Genomic DNA, 22254 nt, shown 5'->3' with positions numbered 1-22254 from the left:
TTTTTATAGTAGTGGTTTTAAGTACCTTCCTGTGTGTGAACGCTCACACTCGGCAACGTCTTCAGGTGTACCAGAAATTAAAATTTCACCACCGCCAGAGCCACCTTCTGGGCCTAAGTCGACAATCCAGTCTGCGGTTTTGATCACATCAAGGTTATGCTCAATAACAACAATGGTATTACCGTGATCGCGTAAGCGGTGAAGTACTACTAATAATTGCTGAATATCAGCAAAGTGTAAACCCGTAGTTGGTTCATCAAGAATATATAAGGTTTTACCAGTATCGCGTTTTGAAAGTTCACGAGCCAGTTTCACACGCTGCGCTTCACCACCCGAGAGGGTAGTAGCAGCTTGACCTAAGCGAATATACGACAAGCCTACATCCATTAATGTTTGCAGTTTACGTGCAATAGCCGGAATTTTATCAAAGTAGTCACGGGCATCTTCTACGGTCATTTCGAGTACTTGGTGAATGTTTTTACCTTTGTACTGTACTTCGAGGGTTTCACGGTTGTAGCGCTGACCTTTACATACATCACAAGGTACATATACATCAGGTAAAAAGTGCATTTCTACCTTGATCACGCCATCACCTTGGCAGGCCTCACAGCGACCACCTTTAACGTTAAAGCTAAAACGACCGACCTTATAGCCACGTGAACGGGCTTCTTGAGTACCCGCAAATAGCTCACGAATACCGGTAAAAATACCGGTGTAAGTTGCAGGATTTGAACGCGGAGTACGGCCAATAGGGCTTTGGTCAATATCAATCACTTTATCAAAATGATCTAGACCCTTGATTGACTTATACGGTGCCGCTTCTGCGGTCGTTGCGCCATTTAACTCGGTATGAGCCAGTTTAAATAAAGTGTCGTTGATAAGTGTCGATTTACCTGAGCCTGACACACCGGTGATACAGGTCATTAAGCCAAATGGAATACGTAAATCAACGTTCTTTAAGTTGTTACCTGTGGCACCAAATAACTCAAGCCATTTGTCGTTGGTTTGATGGCGAGCCTCAGGTACTTCAATTTTCTTCTCACCAGAGAGGTACTGACCCGTGATTGAATCTTTGCTAGCTAGAATATCGTCATGGGTACCTTGTGCAATAACATGGCCGCCATGAACACCGGCACCCGGGCCGATATCGATAATATGATCCGCAGCGCGAATAGCATCTTCGTCATGCTCAACCACAATGACCGTGTTGCCTAAATCGCGTAAGTGAATAAGGGTTTTTAGTAAGCGGTCGTTATCGCGTTGGTGCAAACCAATTGAAGGCTCATCCAGTACGTACATAACACCAACAAGTCCTGCACCAATCTGGCTTGCTAAACGAATACGCTGCGCTTCACCACCTGACAGGGTGTCGGCACTTCGCTCAAGCGATAAATAATTAAGGCCTACATTGATTAAGAAAGATAAACGGTCACGAATTTCTTTGAGAATTTTTTCGGCAATTTGTGCGCGCTGACCAGTTAGATTCAAGCCTTCAAAAAATGCCATGCTTTCGCCAATACTCATCGTGGTGATCGCTGGCAGGTTTGTTTGGCCAATAAATACGTGACGAGCTTCTTCACGAAGTCGCGAGCCATGACAGCTCGGACACGCTTGGCTTGTTTGGTATTTAGCAAGCTCTTCGCGAACTGAGTTTGACTCGGTTTCACGGTAGCGGCGATTCATATTATTTAAAACGCCTTCAAACTCATGGTTACGCGTAATTAAGTCGCCACGGTCATTGCGGTAGTTAAAGGCAATTTTAGTTTTGCCAGAACCTTCTAGAATCACCTTTTGCGCATCTTTTCCAAGCTCTTGGAAAGGCGCTTCTAAGTCAAACTTATAATGCTCTGCGACAGCTTGCAGCATTTGGAAGTAATAAAAGCTACGTTTGTCCCAGCCTTTAATTGCACCACCCGATAGGCTTAGCTCTGGATTTTGCACAACACGATTTGGATCAAAATACTGACGCACACCTAAACCATCACAGCTTTGGCATGCACCGGCCGGGTTATTAAACGAGAATAAACGTGGCTCAAGTTCACTCATGGCATAGCCACACGTTGGACAGGCAAAATTAGCAGAAAACAGCATGTCTTCGCTTAGAGAGTCGTCCATTGCCGCTACATGGGCAATACCACTTGACAGCTCAAGGGCTGTTTCGAATGATTCAGCTAAGCGCTGTTGTTGACCATCTTTCACTTTAAAGCGGTCAACCACAACCTCGATAGTATGCTTTTTATGAAGCTCAAGGGTCGGTGGATCTGATAAGTCACATACTTCGCCATCGATACGGGCGCGAATAAAACCTTGGCTTGCGAGTTGCTCAAGCAGTTTAACATGCTCACCTTTACGATCTTTTACCACCGGTGCTAATAGCATTAGCTTGCTACCTTCAGGAAGCGCTAAAACCGTGTCGACCATTTGGCTGATAGTTTGTGCGGCAAGTGGCAAGTCGTGAGTAGGGCAGCGAGGCTCACCTACACGGGCAAATAATAAACGTAGGTAATCGTAAATCTCGGTAATAGTACCGACCGTTGAACGCGGGTTATGCGACGTTGATTTCTGCTCAATAGAGATAGCTGGCGATAAACCTTCGATGTGATCAACATCGGGTTTTTCCATTAGCGATAAGAACTGTCTTGCATACGCTGACAGTGATTCAACATAACGACGTTGCCCTTCTGCATACAAAGTATCAAACGCTAAAGACGATTTCCCTGAACCAGATAGGCCAGTGATAACTATCAGCTTATCACGGGGAATGGTTAGGCTGATGTCTTTTAAATTGTGCGTACGGGCGCCTCGGACTTCAATGTTTTCCATGCTATCTCGTTTTATTACCTAATTATTTTTTCAGTATCTCATAATACGCGATAAGATTAATCCTTGATCAAAGAAAAAATCATCACTTACAGGTGATTATTTAGTTTTCGCTTGTGGTAGAATCCACGCTCAAATTTTAATAGACAGCAAGATCAGTAATTCATGACAGCATCTTCACTCAACTCTCGAGAAAAACGCGCTGCCGTTTCGTTGGCGAGCGTATTTGCATTCCGTATGCTTGGCCTATTTATGCTGATGCCAGTATTGGCTATCTATGGTCAGCAATTAGAAGGATTTTCGCCGCTTTGGATTGGCTTTGCTATTGGTGCTTATGGTTTAACGCAAGCCGTGCTGCAAATTCCTATGGGTTGGTTGTCTGATAAAATTGGTCGTAAAAAAGTGATTATTGGGGGCCTTTGTGTGTTTGCACTTGGCTCTGTTATTGCTGCAACCGCTGAGTCTGTGCAAATGGTTACGCTTGGGCGTGCACTACAAGGCATGGGGGCGATTGCCAGTGCCTTATTGGCGCTTGCTTCTGATTTAAGCCGTGATGAACAGCGTCCGAAAGTTATGGCCGTGATTGGTATGTGTATTGGTATGAGCTTTGCCGTTGCTATGCTACTTGGGCCAATTGTTGCTGCATCGTGGGGAGTTGCTGGGGTATTTTGGCTGACCGCTGGACTGGCCATTTTAGGTATTTTAATAGTGTTGTTTTTGGTGCCAAATGCTGTCAATAAGGCGCCAAAAGGTGACACACTTGCTACGCTTGATGATATTAAGCAACTGATTAAACATCCACAATTAGCACGCCTTGATTTTGGTGTGATGCTGCTTCATCTTACATTAACTACCGTATTTGTAGCCTTACCAGGCCAGCTTATAAAAGATGGCTTAGTTGCAGACCATCATTGGTATTTATATATCCCTGTGCTGTTTTTAGCGTTTTTCTTGATGGCACCAATGATGATTGTGGCGATCCGTAAAGAAAAAGAAAAACAAGCCTTTATTGGCTCAATCGCGCTGCTTGTTTTAAGTATGCTAGCGATGTCGTTATGGGTTGATTCGGTGATTGGCATCGGTATTTGTATGTTGGTTTACTTTATTGCCTTTAACTTTTTAGAAGCAACCATGCCTGCACTTGTTTCGCGTATTGCCCCTGCAAACCAGAAAGGTTCTGCGATGGGAGTATTTTCATCTACGCAGTTTTTTGGTGCCTTTTTAGGTGGTTTATTAGGGGGTTACGTTGCTCAAGCATTAAGTGCGCAAGCAGTGTTTGCGGCGGCGGCACTTGTTGGGGTAATATGGCTTATCCTTGCTTGGAATATGCAAGTCCCACCAAGAAGTAAAATAATTAGCTTAATGACTGAATTAAGTTCAGAGCAGCAGGCACAAGCGCTTGCTTCTCGTCTTGTTGCTTTACCGGGCGTAATTGAAGCAACGGTTGTCTGTGATGAAAATCGCAGCTATTTAAAGATTAATGATAAAGAATTTGACCTAGACCAAGCACGCAAAGTGGCTGGTTTAATCTAACGTTTTATAGGAGAAGTTCCATGGCACGCGGTGTGAACAAAGTTATCTTGGTTGGTAATTTAGGCCAAGATCCAGAAGTACGTTATATGCCTAATGGCAATGGCGTAGCGAATATCAGCATTGCTACGACAGATAGCTGGAAAGATAAAAACACAGGGCAAATGCAAGAGCGTACTGAATGGCACCGTGTCGTGTTATTTGGCAAACTAGCAGAAGTTGCTGGTGAGTACCTTCGTAAAGGTTCACAAGTGTACATTGAAGGTCGTTTACAAACGCGTAAATGGACTGACCAATCAGGCCAAGAAAAATACACTACAGAAATCGTGGTAGACATGGGCGGTCAAATGCAAATGTTAGGCGGTCGTGGTGAGCAGCAAGGTGGTGGCTATCAAGGTGGTGGCTATCAAGGTGGTCAATCACAAGGCGGTTACCAAGGTGGCCAACAACAAGCTGGCGGTTACGGCGGTGGTGCACAGCAATCACAAAGTAATAATAGCTATGCTCCACAGCAACAGTCTGCGCCAGCACAGCAGCAACAGCGTCCACAACAGCAATCTGCACCACAACAACAAAGCAATAACCAATATGGTGGCGGTTATGGTCAGCAGCAAAGCAGCGCACCTCAACAAGGCGGCTTTGCTCCTAAACCACAAAATGCACCACAAGGCGGTGCATCAAACCCAATGGAACCACCTATCGACTTTGATGACGATATTCCGTTCTAGGTCCTGACCCCTTTAAGTGTTTGAAATATTTTAAACCCAGCCTAGTTGCTGGGTTTTTTATTTGTCTAATACTTCGTTATCACTACTTTTACTTGAGTAGTTAGATTTACAAAATAATTCTCATTAACTTTTTTTGCTAGGTGTTTAAAATTAAAAAACTTTTGACAGCGCTGGTTCTAGGATATTTCTGATATTGCTTTAAATCGCCCTGCAGCCTTGTATTTATAGGGTTCTTGAACAACACTTTGTATATGTTTAAGCAACTAACCTGTGAAATGAAACGATACTTAGCTTCACAAATAAAGCAACCGGTGGTCATCTATGTGGCGGCCGCTTTTTTGCTATTAGTTGTTTTTAATATTTTCTTAAGTGATGTGTTGCACGACAAAGTTCATCGCACCGGTACTGAGCTTGCCAAGCAAGTGTATGAATTAAACCTCGACCCGATTGCTTCGCAAGATATTATTGCGACCTTAGTTAAAAGCCAAGGTTTTGCAATGAGTGCCAGTGATGTACCGCATAACTTTGCAAATTTTATCGATTTAGAGCAAGAAGTGTTTAGCTATAAAACGGTTAACTTGCGTTTATTTCATTGGCCTTCTTGGTTGGTTGAAAGTCACTTATTTATTTTCCTAAATTTAATATTGCTTGGCACTGGGTATTGGGGTTTCCGCTGGTGGAAAAAAATGTTCAAGCAATTAGCAATACCAGAAAAGCCGCTGAGCAAACCATTTGAACAATTAAACACCCAGGTTACAGCCAAGAAAATTGCATCACCTAAACCTTTAGGTCATCAGGATTTAAATATTTTGTATGGTGTGCCAACAAACTATAACCATTTGTTTGCGCTATTTTTTTGGAAGAACCCTTTTCCTGCTAACCTCGACGTTGATAATTACTTTAAGTTAGTCATTGCAAAAGGATTTGGTGAACTTGTAAATCGCTCTGTGAAATTATTGCCATCAGGTGGTATTGCCGTAACTTTAAACAGTGTTCCTGCCACCGAAGTTGATAAATACACAAAGCGATTACATCAGGTTATATATCAAGCTTGTTTAAATTATCGTAGTGACTTGTCTCGTGCTGATATAAAAATTGGTGTGTGTAATTACCGCACAGGGGCTGATCAGGCCGTGGTTTATCAGCTTACTAAATCAGCATTAGCGCTGGCGAAACAAAGTGCTTGGCAGCACATTCATCGCTTACCCTTTGGCCATACCCAGTCAAGCATGCTCGCTGATAGTAAAGAGCACCTATTTGAGTACATAAAGAAAAAACATTTTATGTTGTTTTTTCAGCCTTTGTTCGACTTACAAACAGGCGATATTTTACAGCATGAGGCGTTGATCCGTATTCGCCATAAGAGTTTAGGCTTGCTTGCGGCTCGGCATTTTATTCCTCATATGAGCAGTAAAAAAGATGTCTTGTTATTGGACCAAACTGTGATTTCTCAAGTGAAGAAAATGCTGCTGAATGAAACGGGGTCATTAACGGTGAGTATAAACTTACACGCAATGAACTGGTTTAATGACGAGTTTTGGCTGTGGTTTAAACAGGAAATGGAAGACTTTAATAGCGCAGACAAATTGCAATTTGAATTAAGCGAAGATGATTATCTAAAACAGCATAAAAAGCTGAGTGAACAGTTTGAATGTTTAGAGAAATTGTCTGCTGGTATTGTTATTGATAACGTGCGTAGCGCAGAGCATATAACAACTTATAGAGATATCAAAAATGTATGTAGTATTAAGTTAGCATTTGAACTGATACATAATATAGATACCAATACCCAACAGCAAAAAATTGTAAAGCAAATAATCTCTAAGGGTACTGAGCTAAACTTTCCTGTTTATGCGGTTGGAGTAGAAACACAGAACGAACTTGCGACCTTAAAAAACCTTGGGATCATTGCGGCTCAAGGCTTTTACTTTGCTGAGCCATTGCAAAAACTGGCGGATATTACACCTTACAGCTAGTCAATTAGTCCTCGGTACTTAAGGCCGTCTAAACCTTGTAGCCCACCAGTGTGCACTGCAATGATATGCGTTCCTTCACTAAAGTAACCTTGCTCTATTAATTGCCAAACGGCATAGAGCATTTTGCCGCTGTAGATTGGCTCAAGCGGGATTACGTGCTGCTCAGTAAAGGTTTGGCAAAATTGCCACAAGTCATCGCTAAACTTTCCGTAACCACCATCATGAAAGTCGCAAAGCAGCTGCCAGTTTTGTTGCTGATTTGCTTTATTACTAAGCTGCTTTATCTCATCAATTAAGTAGTGCGCTTGCTTCAGTACTGCGACACCTAACAACTTTGTGTGTTGTGGTGCACCTTCGATTAAACCTGCCAGTGTGCCGCCACTACCAGTTGGGCAAACAATCACATCAGAGCTTGGTAGGCTTTGCGCTAATTCTTTACAACCTAAAAGAGCTGCTGAGTTGGTACCACCTTCTGGCAATATATAGGCATTCGGAAACTGCGCTTGTAACTGTGCTAAATACGTTTGGTCGTGCCTTAAGCGGTAAGTAACTCGATTTACGGGGTGTAAGCTCATACCGCATTGCTTTGCGTAGTTGAGTGTTGGATTTGCTTCGTCTAATTCAGGGCCGCGAATAATACCGTAAGTTTTAAAACCAAATAGTTTACCCGCAGTTGCCGTGGCATGAATATGATTTGAAAACGCACCACCGAAAGTGAGTAGTTCAGATTTCCTCTGTTGCTGCATAGCATCAAGGTTAAACTTTAGCTTACGCCATTTGTTGCCACTAATTTGTGGATGAATAAGATCATCTCGCTTGATGCTCAGCTGAATTTTACGTGCAGCTAATAAGGGATGGTGGATTGTTTGTACTGGTGATTCAAAAGAACTATTCACGGCATTAATTTTCGTAAAAAAAACACGCCTAATTGTAGCAAAGTCGTCTTACAGATAGAAATTAGTCAATTAAACCAAAATGATTTTGTTATTTACTGGCATCAACTAAGGTAATAGATGTAAACTCAGATAATAATTGAACAAAGCTTGTGTTTTGCCTTGCAAGTACATAGCATAAGAGTTTAATTATAAAAAAATAATAATGACCAAATAATTGCCGCTTTTTGGGAATGGAATATATGCGAATTGCTCCTTTATCTCTGTTAATTTCAGTTAGTTTGCTAGCAACTAGTGCATTTGCACAAGATACTGCTACGGTAACTGGCATTCAATCAGAGATCAGTAAAAAACAAGCCGAATACGATAACTCGACCCTAATCCTCGAAAAACACCTAAAAGAAGAAAGTCAGTTACAAAAACAACTCGAATTATTGCGCGCCCGCTCAACTGAGCTAGACAAAGAAAAAAACCAAGCGTTAGATGCAATGAACGAGATGTATCGTCGACTGATTGATGACCCAACCCTTGATATCAGCAATGCGCAGTCGCGCTACCAAAAAGCTGTGGTTGATCACAAACAAAACAAAGATGATATTTCGATGCAATTGGCGGCAATTGCTTCACATAGAAAAGACATTGAGCAAATTCGTGTATCAAAGCACACCCAGTTAAACACCTTAGAAAGCTTAAAAGAGCAGTTAGCAACGGCACGTGTTGAGCGTTTACGTAACGAATTCACTCGTGAAGGCACATTAGAGGTTAATCACACGATTAACTGTAAGCGCACCGAAACACTTGCTGCCTGTGAGCAGCGAGGTCAACAAATGGGCTTACAAAAAGCCACTAAACGTTTTGTAGACCAGATTTTTGCTAACTTAACTGAAGAGCGTTTAGTTGAGCCAAAACGTAACCTTGCCGGTGCACAAGTTAAGATTTTAAGTAGCCATGTCGTGAATAGCGCGTTCAGTGGCCAAGGCAACTACAACGTAAACCTAAGCGTGACGATGCGCGGTGATGTAAACAGCAGCCGTTTATGTAGCTTACTTAACTTAGATAATCGTTTTTGTGCTGACTACGGCACGCCTTTGGCAGGTAACTTTCAACCAAGCTACGGCACCACATACTCAGATAGTCAGTTAACATTCAGTGACTCTCAGGATAATGGGCAGGTGGTATCGGTTTCACGTATGAGTGAGCAACCAGTAAGTGATTATTCTGTAAAAAAGCCAATAAAGGTTGAACCATTACCTGATCTAAAAAAATCTAAAATGGTTGAATTAACACTACGTTCAAATGTTTATGATGACGAAGTGTTTATTGATGGTGTGAGCTACGGCGCAACTAGGTTAACGACATCATTACCAACAGGTTTTCATGATATTGAAATTCGCAAACGTGGCTACAAAAGCTATAAAGCGCGAATTGATCTGCGTAAAGCACAAACCATTAATGCTAACTTAGTTAAAGTACCAGAGCCTGTTGTCGCTGAAGTGACTGCTCCGCCAGAGCAACCTGTAACAGCACCCGTTGCAAGTATTGTTAATAAAACCAGCTCTGCCAGCATTGTAGTTATTCCCGCTGGTAAATTTAAGATGGGTGACATTAACGGCAATGGGTTAGCGAATGAGCGCCCAGTGGTAGAAAAAACCATTGCTAATTCATTTGCAATGCAAAGCAAAGAAGTAAGCGTTGGCGAGTATGAGCAATTCGTTGCGAATACTGGCTACAAAACAGAAGCAGAAAAAGATCGCGGCTGTGCGTATTACTTAAATGGTGAACCAGTATGGGAAGCAACCTTAAACTGGCGTAATCCAGGCTTTGATCAAGAAAGTGATTTTCCGGCGGTTTGTTTAACTTATAACGATGCCAAAGCATATGCAGATTGGTTATCGGGTCAAACAGGCCAGCTATTTCGTTTACCAAGCGAGGTTGAGTGGGAATACGCTGCACGTGCAGGTAAAGAAACTGAATACCCTTGGGGTAACGAAATTGGTAAGAATCTAGCGAACTGCGGCTGGTGTGGTAGCGAATGGTCAAACAAGAGTGCTGCACCATCAGGGTCGTTTTCTCCTAACGCATTTGGCCTATACGATACAGTAGGTAATGTGTGGGAATGGACAAACAAAAAGTCAGGGCAGTCTGATGTGGCTGTTCGAGGCGGTGCATGGAATTTTGCTCCTAGCCTAGCACGCGTATCAACGCGCTTAATCTTAGCGCCAGATTTTCGTGCAAACTATATCGGTTTCCGTTTAGTACGCGAACGATAAGAATTTAAAAAGGAAGCAATGGATGCTTCCTTTTTTAGCATTTTAATTAAAGCAGTTGCGCTTTTTCATGATTAGCATGATAGAGTGAGAGCAGCTAGTATAAGAACGAATTTTCAAAGGTCATCCAGCCTCATGTTTAAAAAACTCCGTGGTATTTTTTCAAACGATCTATCGATCGACTTGGGTACAGCCAATACCCTAATTTATGTAAAAGAAGAAGGTATTGTATTAAACGAGCCTTCAGTTGTTGCTATTCGTCAAGAGCGTGCTGGTGGCCCTAAGAGCGTTGCATCTGTAGGTACTGAAGCTAAGCAAATGTTAGGCCGTACTCCGGGTAACATTAAAGCAATTCGTCCAATGAAAGATGGTGTTATTGCCGATTTCTACGTGACTGAAAAAATGCTACAACACTTCATCAAGCAAGTGCATAACAACAACTTTATGCGCCCAAGCCCACGTGTACTTATTTGTGTGCCATGTGGTGCAACGCAAGTAGAAAAACGTGCTATTCGTGAGTCTGCAATGGGGGCCGGTGCTCGTGAAGTGTATCTAATCGAAGAGCCAATGGCTGCGGCTATCGGTGCGGGCTTACCAGTATCTGAAGCAACCGGTTCAATGGTTGTTGATATCGGTGGTGGTACAACTGAAGTTGCCATTATTTCACTAAATGGTGTGGTTTACTCTTCATCTGTACGTATCGGTGGTGACAAATTTGATGAAGCTATCATCAACTATGTACGTCGTAATTTTGGTAGCTTAATTGGTGAAGCGACAGCTGAAAACATTAAGCACCAAATCGGTTCGGCTTTCAAAACAGACGAGCCAATTGAAATTGAAGTGCGTGGTCGTAACCTAGCTGAAGGTGTACCGCGTTCATTCACGCTTAACTCACACGAAATCTTAGAAGCACTGCAAGAGCCATTAATGGGTATTGTAAGCGCGGTAATGGTTGCATTAGAGCAATCTCCACCAGAGCTTGCGTCTGATATCTCTGCTCACGGTATGGTATTAACCGGTGGTGGTGCATTATTAAAAGACCTAGACCGTTTATTAATGGAAGAAACAGGTATTCCAGTTGTGGTTGCTGATGATCCATTAACCTGTGTTGCACGTGGCGGCGGTAAGGCGCTAGAAATGATTGATATGCACGGTGGTGACGTATTTAGCTACGACTAATGAAGTTACTTTTTGGTCGTACCATCTCTTTGCAACTGCGACTTTTTGTCGCAGTGCTTTTGAGTGTCGTGCTGATCGTGGGCGATCGCTACACTCAAGGTGGTACAACAATCCGCACCAGTCTAAACACTTTAGTTAGCCCACTTATTTATCTTGCCAACTTGCCCTATGAGCTATTTAGTATTGGCGCAAAAAACCTGCATACCCGCGAACAGCTTTTAACCGAAAACGAAGCACTAAAAAAGAAGCAGTTACTACAAAGCGAACAACTACAACAACTGTCATTTTTATCTCGTGAAAACGATAAGTTACGCGCCTTACTAGGTTCATCGGCTAAACAATCAAATCGTAAAATTATTACGCAAGTCCTCTCTGTTCATTCCAACCCGTATAGCCACCAAGTGGTTATTAACCGTGGTACAACAGATGGCCTAAGTGAAGGCCAAGCTGTGATTGACGAAATGGGTGTAGTAGGGCAAATCACCCAAGTTGGTTCAACTACCTCGCGTGTACTGCTGATGACTGATACAACCCATGCCACACCTGTGCGTATTTTACGTAACGATGTGCGTACTGTGGTTGAGGGCATTGGTAAAATTAACGTGGTAAAGCTTTCGCATGTACCGCATAGTCTTGATGTTCGCATTGGCGATATTTTGGTTACGTCTGGTCTTGGTGGCACCTTCCCAGAGGGTTATCCTGTTGCAGTGGTGACCGAAATTAACCGTGATGAAGGGCGTCCTTTTGCGCAGGTTTATGCTGAGCCAATTGCGCAACTTGACCGTATTCGCTTATTGGTTGTGCTGTGGCGTAATCAGCAGGAGAGCATCAGCAATGAATAGTCGTCACTTTTTGCTGATTGCTATCAGTATCTTCTTTGCATTGGTAATGGCATTAATGCCGTTGCCGATTTCGTTTGAACCATACCGCCCAGACTGGGTGTTAATGGTATTAATGTATTGGTCGTTAGCGGTGCCACACCGTTTAAATATTGGCACAGCTTGGGTCGTTGGTTTATTAATGGACCTTGCATCAGGCTCGCCACTCGGTGTGAACTCACTGACTTACTCGGTGTGTATATTTATCACAGCTAGTAACTTCCAAAAAATTAGAAACTTTTCTTTATGGCAGCAAAGCATTTTAATTGCTTTGTTTTTAACGCTTTACCACCTCATGCAGTTTTGGCTTAACCACTTTTTAATGGGCGTTTATTTTAGCCCGCATTATATGTGGCCAGTACTAACCGGCATGCTTTGTTGGTGGTGGATATTCTTAATTTTGCGTAAATATCGCCGTCATTTCAGGATTAGATAATGCAAACCGCAATTTATTTGGCGTCTGCATCACCGCGCCGAAAAGAGTTGCTCAGCCAAGTTGGCGTTGAGTTTTCTCAATTTAGCGTTGATGCTGACGAAAGCCAATTCCCAAACGAAGCCCCGCGTGACTATGTAGAGCGTCTTGCTAGACTCAAGGCGCAATCGGGCGTTGCTATGGGTTACACTGACCGTCCAGTACTTGGCAGCGATACCGTGGTTGTCATTGATGATACCGCACTTGGTAAGCCGCTAGACCAAGCTGATTTTACCGCTACCATGAAGCGCTTATCTGGCCGTACCCATCAAGTGATGACGGCTGTGGCAATTGCTGATAGTGAGCAAGTAAAAAGCTGCCTTGTTGTCACCGATGTTACATTTAAACCGCTAAGCGATGCTGAAATTGATGCTTATTGGCATAGTGGTGAGCCGCAAGATAAAGCCGGTGGTTATGGTATTCAAGGCTTAGGTGGCCGCTTTGTTAGCCATCTTTCGGGTAGCTATTTTGCGGTTGTCGGCTTACCTTTATATGAGACAGAGCAGTTATTAAACGAATTTTTAAGAGGGTAACATGAGCACCGAATTACTGATCAACGTTACACCGAGCGAAAGTCGCGTTGCGCTTATCGAAAATGGCGTACTGCAAGAAATCCAACTAGAGCGTATTGGCAACCTTGGGATTGTGGGCAATATTTACTTAGGTAAAATTAGCCGCGTACTACCGGGGATGCAGGCTGCGTTTGTCGATATTGGCTTAGAGAAAGCCGCCTTTTTACATGCATCAGACATTGTAAACAGTGCCTCAATTGTAGAAGGCGTTGATGAGCAGCCAATCAAAAAAGTACAAGATATTCGTGAGCTTGTGCGCCAAGGTCAACATATCATGGTGCAAGTGGTTAAAGACCCGCTAGGAACCAAGGGCGCGCGCTTAACAACCGATATTACTATTCCTTCTCGTTATTTAGTGTTTATGCCAGATGCAACACACGTAGGTGTAAGCCAGCGCATTGAAACGGAAGAAGAACGTTCGCGTTTAAAGAAAATTGTTGCCGAATATGGTGATGATGACGGCAGCTTTATTGTTCGTACCGCAGCAGAAGGGGCGTCGGAAGCTGAGCTACGTCATGATGCGGAATTCTTAAAAAAACTGTGGCAAAAAATCGTCACCAAGCGCAAAAAAACCAGTAAAGAAAGCATCTTGCATGAAGATTTAACACTGGCGTTTCGTACTCTACGTGACTACGTAGGTGAAGACATGGAGCGTATTCGTGTTGACTCAAAACTAACCTATCAAGAGCTTAAAGAATTTACTGAAGAATTTGTGCCGCTGTTATCGGGAGCACTAGAGTACTACCCGGGTGAGCGACCTATTTTCGATTTATTCGATGTTGAAACCGAGATCCAAAAAGCGCTACATCGTAAAGTTGAGCTTAAATCGGGTGGTTATTTAATTATCGACCAAACCGAAGCGATGACAACCGTTGATGTAAATACCGGTGCGTTTGTTGGCCATCGTAACCTAGAAGAAACCATTTTTAATACTAATATCGAAGCGACCTCAGCAATTGCTCGTCAGCTACGTTTACGTAACTTAGGCGGCATCATTATCATCGACTTTATCGATATGGTTAGTGATGAGCACAAACGCCGAGTCTTGCATTCACTTGAGTCTGCGCTTGCAAAAGATCGTGCAAAAGCCAACATAAACGGCTTATCTGCACTAGGCTTAGTAGAGATGACCCGCAAACGCACCCGCGAAAGCTTAGAGCACATTCTTTGTGATGTGTGTCCTGCGTGTTCAGGGCGCGGCTCGCAAAAAACAGTAGAAACGGTTTGCTACGAAATCTTGCGTGAAATCGTTAGGGTAAACCGTGCTTATGCAGCTGATAAGTTTATGGTTTACGCAGCTCCTTCGGTAAGTGAAGCATTGATCAACGATGAGTATCACAACCTTGCTGAGCTGGAACTATTTATCGGTAAGCAAGTCAGTATTCAAACAGAGAGTTTATATAACCAAGAACAGTTTGATGTGGTAATGATGTAATGAAGGCAAAAACGGTCTGCTTTTATTGTTTACGTAAGTTATGGCAAGTATTTGCTATTACTCTCGTACTGCTGGCCGTTATTGTCTCTGTGGTAAAGTATTCACTGCCATACGCAAATGATTATAAAGATGACATTGAAGCGTTTTTGTATGAACGCTTTGATGTAAATTTAGCGATTGGCTCAATCTCAGCCAGTTGGCATGGCCAAGGTCCTGCATTGGTCATCGAAGATATTTCTTTTGAAGATAACCAAACCTCACCGATTGCCCTCACCATTGATAAAGCGAGCCTTGAAGTTAATTTATGGGAGTCAGTAAAAACCCGTCAGCTTAAATCGAACTACTTTGTGATCAATGGTTTTCATGCTGATGTTGATTTACCCACTATGCTTGATTTGGGGAATAACCAGCAAACCAGCAACTTTGAGCAAAAAGAACTAATTGAAGGCTTATTCCTTGGTGAAACTGGTCACTTTGCGGTGCAAGACAGTAGCCTTAATTTTACCCTCAATGATGGTAAAGAGCGCAAGCTTATCCTCGAAAACATTGTCTGGCAAAATACTCCTGAGCAACATCAAGGCTCAGGCACGTTAGCGTTACCGGGAATTTCTGTGGGTAGCTTTGACGCCCGAATGGCGCTGAATGGTTCGACTCTTGAAACCATGGCTGGCGATATCTATGTGCAAGCAGCTAACGTCGATGTGTCTAAGTGGCTGGCGCAATATATTAATACCGACAAGCAGCAGCTTACTTCAGACATCAATTTACAAACCTGGTTTAGTCTTGAAAAAGGTCTGATCAGCGATGTGAAAGTGCAGTGGCTACCGAGTTTTATCAATTGGCAACAAAACCAAGAAGCACACCAAATAAGTTTAAGCGAAGGTGGTTTTCATTTATTTCCAAAGCAAAATGGCTGGCGCTTAAAAAGCACCGGACTCACCTTTGAAAGTGACTTAAAACAATGGCCAACCTTACAGTTTGAAGCTCAACTTGGCGATAAAAGCCAAATTTGGTTAAAGCAATTTGATTTTGCATTACTGGCAAAGTTATCGCAGTTAAGTAATTTTGAAGTACTTGCCCCGTTTTTAGCCCGTCAACCCAATGGTCAGTTAAGTGATGCCTATCTTGAGTTGGGTCAGCAGGATAACTGGCAACTTTGGTTTCAGGGCGAACAAATCAATTGGCTGTCGCTGCAGGGCATTCCTGGCGGTCAGGCGATTCGTGTTGATGGCTTAATTAATCAATCAGCTGGGCGAATTCAGCTATATGGCGAGAACAATCAACTGCTAACGAACGGCAGCTTTAGCCAAGATATTGCCTATAACCAATTAAATGTAGAGCTCGACCTTCACCATTACGATGATGGCTGGCGCATTAGTAGCGATAATATCTGGCTTGATAACGACGAAGTGACTGTGGCTGCTGAGATGATGCTCAGCCTGACCGATGAACCGCGGTTAGATTTATATGCTGAAGCCTATGCCCCTGATGCCAAAGTCGCTGGGCATTATTTCCCGTTACCTGTAATGAGCGAAAAGCTGGTTAATTACCTTAATGGCGCAATTAAGGGCGGTGAAGTCAATAAAGCTCAAGTGCTGTTTTCAGGGCCATTTAAAGGTTTCCCGTTTAAAGAGCAGCAAGGTCAATTTGAAGTGTTAGCGAATGTTGAAAACGCTAAATATAAGTTTTCACCAAGCTGGCCTGAAGTTGAAGATGCCAACGTCATTTTACATTTCGAAAATGAGCGCATGGATATCTATAGTAAGTCGGGCAAGCTGGTTAACCTCTCTCTAGGGGAGAGTGTTCATGTCAGTATTGCTGACTTAATGAATGCAGAAATCTTAAAAGTTGCCATTAATAAACGTGCTCATGGCGATAAGCTTAATCCTTTCTTCACGGCAACTCCGCTTGCCAAGCCTTTGGCGAGTGTTTTTGAAGTTGTGCAACCGCAAGGCGAAGCGACGGCCGATATTGAGCTGTTAGTTAATTTACGTTCGGGTCATGTGGATGCGATAGGCGAAGTTGAATTGGCTAATATTCCAGTTTACCTGGCACAACCTGGGATCACGCTTAACCACATGACCGGTATTGTTAAGTTTAATAACGATAAAATCGACTTAAAAAATGCCAAAGCAGATTGGATGGGCATGCCACTTACTGCCAACTACAACAGTGAAAATGTAGCAGATACCTATCGCGCCGAAATTGAGGTAAAGCTGGGCCTTGAAGCTGACCCTTTAATTGAACAAGCTCATGGTTTACTGGCCGGTTACTTAAGCGGTCAAAGTGATGTTGATATTAATGTGTCGCTTAACTTTTTACCAAATGACTTTAATTACCGCGCTGATGTGAATGGTAATTTAATCGGTGTGACCAGCAAGCTGCCTGCACCTTATAGCAAAAGCGCAGAGCAGAAATGGCCATTAACCGCAGTGGTACAGGGCGACCGTATTTCTAACTTGATCACCGCTAATGTTGATGAGCAGTTATTCTTTAATGCGATCTTAGATAACGGCGAAAAGAAATTTAGTAATGCCCATTTAATTTTAGGTGCGCAAGATTTAGGTTTGAATCGTGAAGGTTTTGCGGTATCAATCGATTTACCAAAAACCGAAATAGTGCCTTGGTTTGGCTTAATTGATCAAATTATTGCGCTTACCAAAGTTAAGTCTGATGCGCCAAGTGTGATGCCTGCGTTCAACAACGTAACGGGTAAATTTAATAAACTGGCACTACACAATATCGATTTTAATGATTTTGAATTTCGCTTAGCACCAAAGCAATCAGATTTAGAGTTAAAGCTAAATGCTAAAGAATTACGTGCCGACGCGCTTATTCCAACCGGTGAAACACGCAGACCAATTCAAATTTTTACTGACTACCTGCGTATTAATTTTAACGAAGTCGCAGATCAAACAGAGCAAAACGCTGAACCAGAAGATTTAAGCTGGTTAACCCGAGTCCCAGCCATCGAGTTTAACTGTGAAGATTGTAAAGTGGCTGAGTATCAGCTTGATAAAATTAAAAGCAGCTTAGTTGGGGAGAACGATAAACTCTTGTTTACTGAGCTGGTCATCGACAAAGGCGACCACGTATTACGTGGTAAAGGACAATTTGCTGATGGGCAAACACGCTTTAGTGGTAACTTACAAAGTGACGATATTGGCGAGTTATTTGATGAGTTTGATATCACCACTACAGTAAAAGATTCAGATGCCAATATTAAGTTTGATCTTGCATGGCAAGGCGCACCTTATAGCTTCGATGTATCAAGTTTAGCTGGTGAGTTAGATTGGCGTTTAGGTGAAGGGCACCTTGCTGAGATCAGTGATGGTGGTGCGCGAGTATTCTCTTTACTGAGTTTAGATTCGTTAGTGCGTAAGCTAAAACTGGATTTTAGAGATGTATTCTCTAAAGGCTTTTTCTATAACAGTATGCAAGGCACCATGCAGCTAGAAAAGGGCATAGCTTACACCCAAGATACCAAACTTGATGGTGTGCCTGCTGATTTAACGATTAAAGGCCATACAAACTTAAACACCTTTGAAATTGATTACGACCTAGCGGTTGCACCGCAGGTGACGTCGAGTATTCCAGTGATTGTGGCATGGATGGTAAACCCGGTAAGTGGCCTTGCAGCGTTGGCAATTGATAAAGTGATTCACTCGGCGCGGGTGATCTCAGAGATCAACTTTAAAGTAACAGGTAGTATGAACGATCCTGTCGTTGAAGAAGTAGATCGTAAGAGCCGTGAAGTGACGTTACCGCAAGCCGCGCAAAGCCAGCCGCAGTCGTCGACACAACTAAAATTAAAAGATGCCGCATCTTCAGCGAGTTTAGATAACAATGAAGGCTAACCCTCATCCACACGTTGTTGCTGTGCAAATGTGCTCAAGCATGAATGCTGAGCAAAACCTCGCTTTATTAGCAGAGACATTGAATCAGTTACCTGCAACTCGGCCATTGCTAGTGTGTTTACCCGAAAGCTTTTTGATCTTTAGTAAGCAAAGCCAAGCAAGTTATGAATTAGGTCTGCAAAGTGAGTCATATAAAGCGAAGCTTGCTGATTTATGTAAGCAACATGATATTTGGTTAGCTGCTGGAACCCTGCCTGTTTCACAGCAAAATGGTAAGTATTTAGCTGCCTCGTTTTTATTTAACAACCAAGGCGATGTGGTTGCGCAGTACAATAAAATTCACTTATTTGATGTGGATGTTGCCGACACTACGCGCAGTTACCGAGAGTCTGATGCGACGCAAGCAGGCAACGATATTGTGGTGGTCGACTCGCCATTTGGTAAAATTGGCTTAGCAGTATGTTATGATCTACGTTTTAGTGGCTTATTCACCGCCATGCAGCGCCAAGGGGCTGAGCTTATTTTAGTGCCCAGTGCCTTTACCACAGTTACCGGTGCTGCTCATTGGCATATTTTATTAGCTGCACGTGCAATCGAAACACAATGTTATGTGATTGCCGCAGCGCAGTGGGGTGAGCACGAGAATGGCCGCCACACTTATGGCCACAGCATTATTATTTCACCATGGGGAGAAACGCTCAGTGAGCTTGCCTCTGGTACCGGGTTTATCAGCCATGAGCTTGATTTAAACCGCTTGAATACAATTCGCCAAGACATGCCTGTGCAGTCTCAGCAACGATTTAGAGAGCATTTATTATGAACACGGTTGAACAGCATTTATTACATAACAGCCAACTAACGAGAGAAGAATTAGAAAAAACGCTCGCTTTTATCCATCAGCACCAAGTTGACTATGCCGACCTGTATTTTCAATCAAGCCATCACGAATCTTGGGTGCTTGAAGATGGCTTAGTGAAAGAAGGCTCATACAACGTTGAACGTGGTGTGGGTGTGCGTGCTGTTAGCGGTGAAAAAACCGGTTTTTCATACTCAGATGCGATTAACCTTGAAGCGTTAAACAAAGCCGCAACGGCAGCACGCAGCATTGCCAATGCTGGCGAAAACAAAACGATTCAGGTGTTCAGTGATGTAGCTGCTAAAGAGCAGTATGCGCCGCATCAACCAATTCAGAGCATGAGCAACGATGACAAAGTAAGCCTGCTACGTGAACTTGAAAACTATATTCGTCAATTAGCGCCGGATGCTGAGCAAGTGATCAGTTCAATGTCGGCGGTTTATGAAGAAGTATTAATTGCTGCAAGTGATGGCACCTTTGCCACCGATATTCGCCCGCTTATTCGCTTAAATTGCTCAGTGTTACTTGAGAAGAACGGCCGTCGTGAGCGCGGTGGTGCAGGGGGCGGTGCGCGTTTAGATTATGGTTATTTTAAAGAATTAGTTGATGGCAAACCGCGTTGGATGGAATACGCTGAAGAAGCTGTTCGCCAAGCAAAAGTAAACCTAGAAGCAATCGATGCACCTGCTGGTAGTATGGAAGTCGTACTAGGCGCAGGTTGGCCGGGTGTGTTACTACACGAAGCGGTAGGCCATGGCCTAGAAGGTGACTTTAACCGTAAAGGCGCATCTGCGTTTAGCGGTAAAGTAGGTCAAAAGGTGGCATCTGAGCTGTGTACAGTCGTGGATGATGGCACTATTGCTGATCGCCGTGGTTCATTAAACGTGGATGATGAAGGGACACCAGCTGCGTATAACGTGCTTATTGAAAACGGTATTCTAAAAGGCTACATGCAAGATAAGCTAAATGCCCGTTTGATGGGTGTTAACCCTACTGGTAATGCGCGCCGCGAATCCTACGCTCACTTACCTATGCCGCGTATGACCAACACCTATATGTTAGGTGGCGAGCACAGCCAAGCCGATATCATCAGCTCGGTGAAAAAAGGTATCTTTGCTCCTAACTTCGGTGGCGGCCAAGTAGATATTACGTCAGGTAAGTTTGTATTTAGTGCTTCTGAAGCTTACTTAATTGAAAACGGTAAAATTACACAACCTATCAAAGGTGCAACACTGATTGGCAATGGCCCTGAAGTGATGCAACAAATTTCGATGGTAGGTAACGACTTAGCGCTTGATAAAGGTGTTGGCGTGTGTGGTAAAGATGGTCAAAGCGTTCCTGTTGGAGTGGGCCAACCTAGCCTTAAAATTGATAACTTAACCGTGGGTGGTACGGCTTAAAACCATTTGCTCGTTTTATCTTATGGCAGGTTAAACTCTTAACCTGCCTCATTTTAGTTTGCCTACTCTTTACACAAAAACTTACATAAAAGCAGTACCAATACAGGTACTTTTTAGTTAACTTATTGCTTACAGTAAAAATAAAAACGTAAGTTTAGGGGTAACGATATGAAAGTTTTTACAGTTTTAATAGCGCTTTTAATGTTTACAGGCTGTGCATCACAGGCAGTAAAAGATGGCTCTGCAAATGAGGTTTATGCTGAACATGAGTGTTTAGGCGGTGAACTCGAAACTGATTATAGTTATACCATTTTTAGTACAGATGACGATGACAGCAATAAAGGTTCGGTGAAATCGACCTGTCACCCGGTTAAAACTGAAAGTGAATTTGAGCGCGACTTACGTACCGGTGGTTAACATCTAATCTAAAGTGGCTTATTTATTTAATTAAGCCACTAGAAATACTAATAAAACGCTAAAAAGTAATAAGCATCCATATACCTGCGGCAATCATAAATAAGTTTTCACTTAGTGAGATAAAGCCGAGCGGCACATTACTGTCGCCACCAACACAGGCACATTTCAGTTCTCGTTTATCGATATACACAGCCTTAATAACCGATATCGCACCTATACCACCAATAAATAATGAAAATGGTGCAACAGCTAAGGCGGGTAATTTAGCCACCATACCTATCGCTACATACGCCTCGATAAATGGATATACATAGGCGTAGGGCACGACACGCATGGCTAGTAAGTCATAGGTAATAAATGAGTTAGAAAAGCTGAATAAATCTTGCAGCTTTTGTATCGCTAATACCGCCATTGATAATGCCACGAACAGCATCAGATTTTGCATAGAAAATAAAGCTTCACCGCTGGCATAAGTAAAACCGCAGCTTAGTAACATGGTCACTGCAAAAATCGCTAATACAGGGGTGTAACTAGTACCTTGCTGACCTGCCTCGGGCAGATTAAAAAAGTCGCGCAAATCATCGTAACCGCCAATGCGTTTATCATTGATAAAGGTTTGTGGTGTGGTTTTTACATCATGCTGCTGTTTGAATTCGTCAGTTTGCTCACGGCTGGTTAAATGACGATCATCAACATCGTAGCCATGACGCTCTAATAAATCTTTTGATTTTAAACCAAATGGGCAAATATGCTCATCGGTCACCATTCGATATAAAATTGCTGACTTAGACACCGTGCCTCCTTGTAAAAATGCCTTGTTTACTGCGTAATAATTGCTTAATTACACAGTAAATGAGGGCAAATTCTTGCTATAACTGGTTACTTTATTAACAGTTACAAGGTTTGTGCCAGCTTTAAGCATAAAAAAACCTTGTGGCAGCACCACAAGGTTTTAAAATTGACTCGCAACGCGA

The 22254-nt window shown here is 42.9% G+C and carries 16 protein-coding genes; 13 read left to right on the top strand and 3 right to left on the bottom strand.

Annotated elements, in window-relative coordinates:
- Nucleotides 1-3: 3 nt before the first annotated feature.
- Nucleotides 4-2823, bottom strand: coding sequence for an excinuclease ABC subunit UvrA (uvrA, locus tag KQP93_RS15040; protein WP_217875051.1), 2820 nt, complete (start codon nucleotides 2821-2823; stop codon nucleotides 4-6).
- A gap of 162 nt (nucleotides 2824-2985) precedes the next feature.
- Here uvrA and KQP93_RS15035 point away from each other — a divergent pair, with 162 nt between their 5' ends.
- The 3 genes from KQP93_RS15035 (at nucleotide 2986) to KQP93_RS15025 (ending at nucleotide 7054) form a co-directional block, all read left to right on the top strand.
- The gene (locus tag KQP93_RS15035; protein ID WP_054552792.1) at nucleotides 2986-4353 is read left to right on the top strand and encodes an MFS transporter; all 1368 of its coding nucleotides are present in this window, start codon (nucleotides 2986-2988) and stop codon (nucleotides 4351-4353) included.
- Between the two features lie 20 nt (nucleotides 4354-4373).
- Entirely contained in the window at nucleotides 4374-5078 is a 705-nt protein-coding gene (gene ssb / locus KQP93_RS15030; RefSeq protein ID WP_217875050.1) for a single-stranded DNA-binding protein, read from the top strand.
- A gap of 275 nt (nucleotides 5079-5353) precedes the next feature.
- The gene (locus KQP93_RS15025; RefSeq protein WP_217875049.1) at nucleotides 5354-7054 is read left to right on the top strand and encodes an EAL domain-containing protein; all 1701 of its coding nucleotides are present in this window, start codon (nucleotides 5354-5356) and stop codon (nucleotides 7052-7054) included.
- Here the strand turns inward: KQP93_RS15025 and KQP93_RS15020 are convergent.
- Nucleotides 7051-7950: a 1-aminocyclopropane-1-carboxylate deaminase/D-cysteine desulfhydrase gene (locus KQP93_RS15020; RefSeq protein ID WP_217875048.1), complete on the bottom strand. Its 900-nt coding sequence runs from the start codon at nucleotides 7948-7950 to the stop codon at nucleotides 7051-7053. The two genes, KQP93_RS15025 and KQP93_RS15020, sit on opposite strands and share 4 nt — an antisense overlap.
- A gap of 239 nt (nucleotides 7951-8189) precedes the next feature.
- On the opposite strand from KQP93_RS15020, the gene KQP93_RS15015 reads away from it, so the two are divergent.
- The 10 genes from KQP93_RS15015 to KQP93_RS14970 all read left to right on the top strand — a co-directional run bounded on the left by KQP93_RS15015 (nucleotide 8190) and on the right by KQP93_RS14970 (nucleotide 21280).
- Nucleotides 8190-10217 carry an SUMF1/EgtB/PvdO family nonheme iron enzyme gene (locus tag KQP93_RS15015; RefSeq protein WP_217875047.1) on the top strand — a complete coding sequence of 676 codons (2028 nt, stop codon included), beginning with the start codon at nucleotides 8190-8192 and terminating at the stop codon, nucleotides 10215-10217.
- Nucleotides 10218-10349: 132 nt separating this feature from the next.
- Entirely contained in the window at nucleotides 10350-11393 is a 1044-nt protein-coding gene (locus KQP93_RS15010) for a rod shape-determining protein (protein ID WP_054552787.1), read from the top strand.
- Nucleotides 11393-12235 (top strand): rod shape-determining protein MreC, encoded by an 843-nt coding sequence (gene mreC, locus KQP93_RS15005; RefSeq protein ID WP_217875046.1) that lies wholly within the window; start codon nucleotides 11393-11395, stop codon nucleotides 12233-12235. The genes KQP93_RS15010 and mreC overlap by 1 nt, the downstream gene beginning before the upstream one ends.
- On the top strand, nucleotides 12228-12707 hold the full coding sequence (gene mreD / locus KQP93_RS15000; protein WP_058583828.1) for a rod shape-determining protein MreD: 480 nt from the start codon (nucleotides 12228-12230) through the stop codon (nucleotides 12705-12707). Before mreC ends, mreD begins: the two co-directional genes overlap by 8 nt.
- A complete protein-coding gene (locus KQP93_RS14995; protein ID WP_217875045.1) occupies nucleotides 12707-13276 on the top strand; it encodes a Maf family protein in 570 nt (189 codons plus the stop codon). Before mreD ends, KQP93_RS14995 begins: the two co-directional genes overlap by 1 nt.
- 1 nt (nucleotide 13277) lies before the next feature.
- Nucleotides 13278-14750 (top strand): ribonuclease G, encoded by a 1473-nt coding sequence (gene rng / locus KQP93_RS14990; RefSeq protein ID WP_054563357.1) that lies wholly within the window; start codon nucleotides 13278-13280, stop codon nucleotides 14748-14750.
- Nucleotides 14750-18607: a YhdP family protein gene (locus tag KQP93_RS14985; RefSeq protein ID WP_217875044.1), complete on the top strand. Its 3858-nt coding sequence runs from the start codon at nucleotides 14750-14752 to the stop codon at nucleotides 18605-18607. Before rng ends, KQP93_RS14985 begins: the two co-directional genes overlap by 1 nt.
- Complete coding sequence (locus tag KQP93_RS14980) at nucleotides 18597-19427, top strand: carbon-nitrogen hydrolase family protein (protein ID WP_217875043.1); 831 nt, start codon at nucleotides 18597-18599, stop codon at nucleotides 19425-19427. Before KQP93_RS14985 ends, KQP93_RS14980 begins: the two co-directional genes overlap by 11 nt.
- Nucleotides 19424-20863: a metalloprotease TldD gene (gene tldD, locus KQP93_RS14975; RefSeq protein ID WP_217875042.1), complete on the top strand. Its 1440-nt coding sequence runs from the start codon at nucleotides 19424-19426 to the stop codon at nucleotides 20861-20863. Before KQP93_RS14980 ends, tldD begins: the two co-directional genes overlap by 4 nt.
- A gap of 168 nt (nucleotides 20864-21031) precedes the next feature.
- Entirely contained in the window at nucleotides 21032-21280 is a 249-nt protein-coding gene (locus tag KQP93_RS14970; RefSeq protein WP_217875041.1) for a hypothetical protein, read from the top strand.
- Between the two features lie 58 nt (nucleotides 21281-21338).
- Here the strand turns inward: KQP93_RS14970 and KQP93_RS14965 are convergent, their stop codons facing one another.
- Entirely contained in the window at nucleotides 21339-22073 is a 735-nt protein-coding gene (locus KQP93_RS14965) for a glutaredoxin family protein (RefSeq protein ID WP_217875040.1), read from the bottom strand.
- Nucleotides 22074-22254 lie beyond the last annotated feature (181 nt).

It is taken from the genome of Pseudoalteromonas shioyasakiensis (assembly GCF_019134595.1).
GTDB lineage: Bacteria > Pseudomonadota > Gammaproteobacteria > Enterobacterales > Alteromonadaceae > Pseudoalteromonas > Pseudoalteromonas shioyasakiensis_A.
The sequence above is the reverse complement of the archived record's forward strand: the minus strand, read 5'-3'. Positions and strand labels throughout refer to the sequence as shown.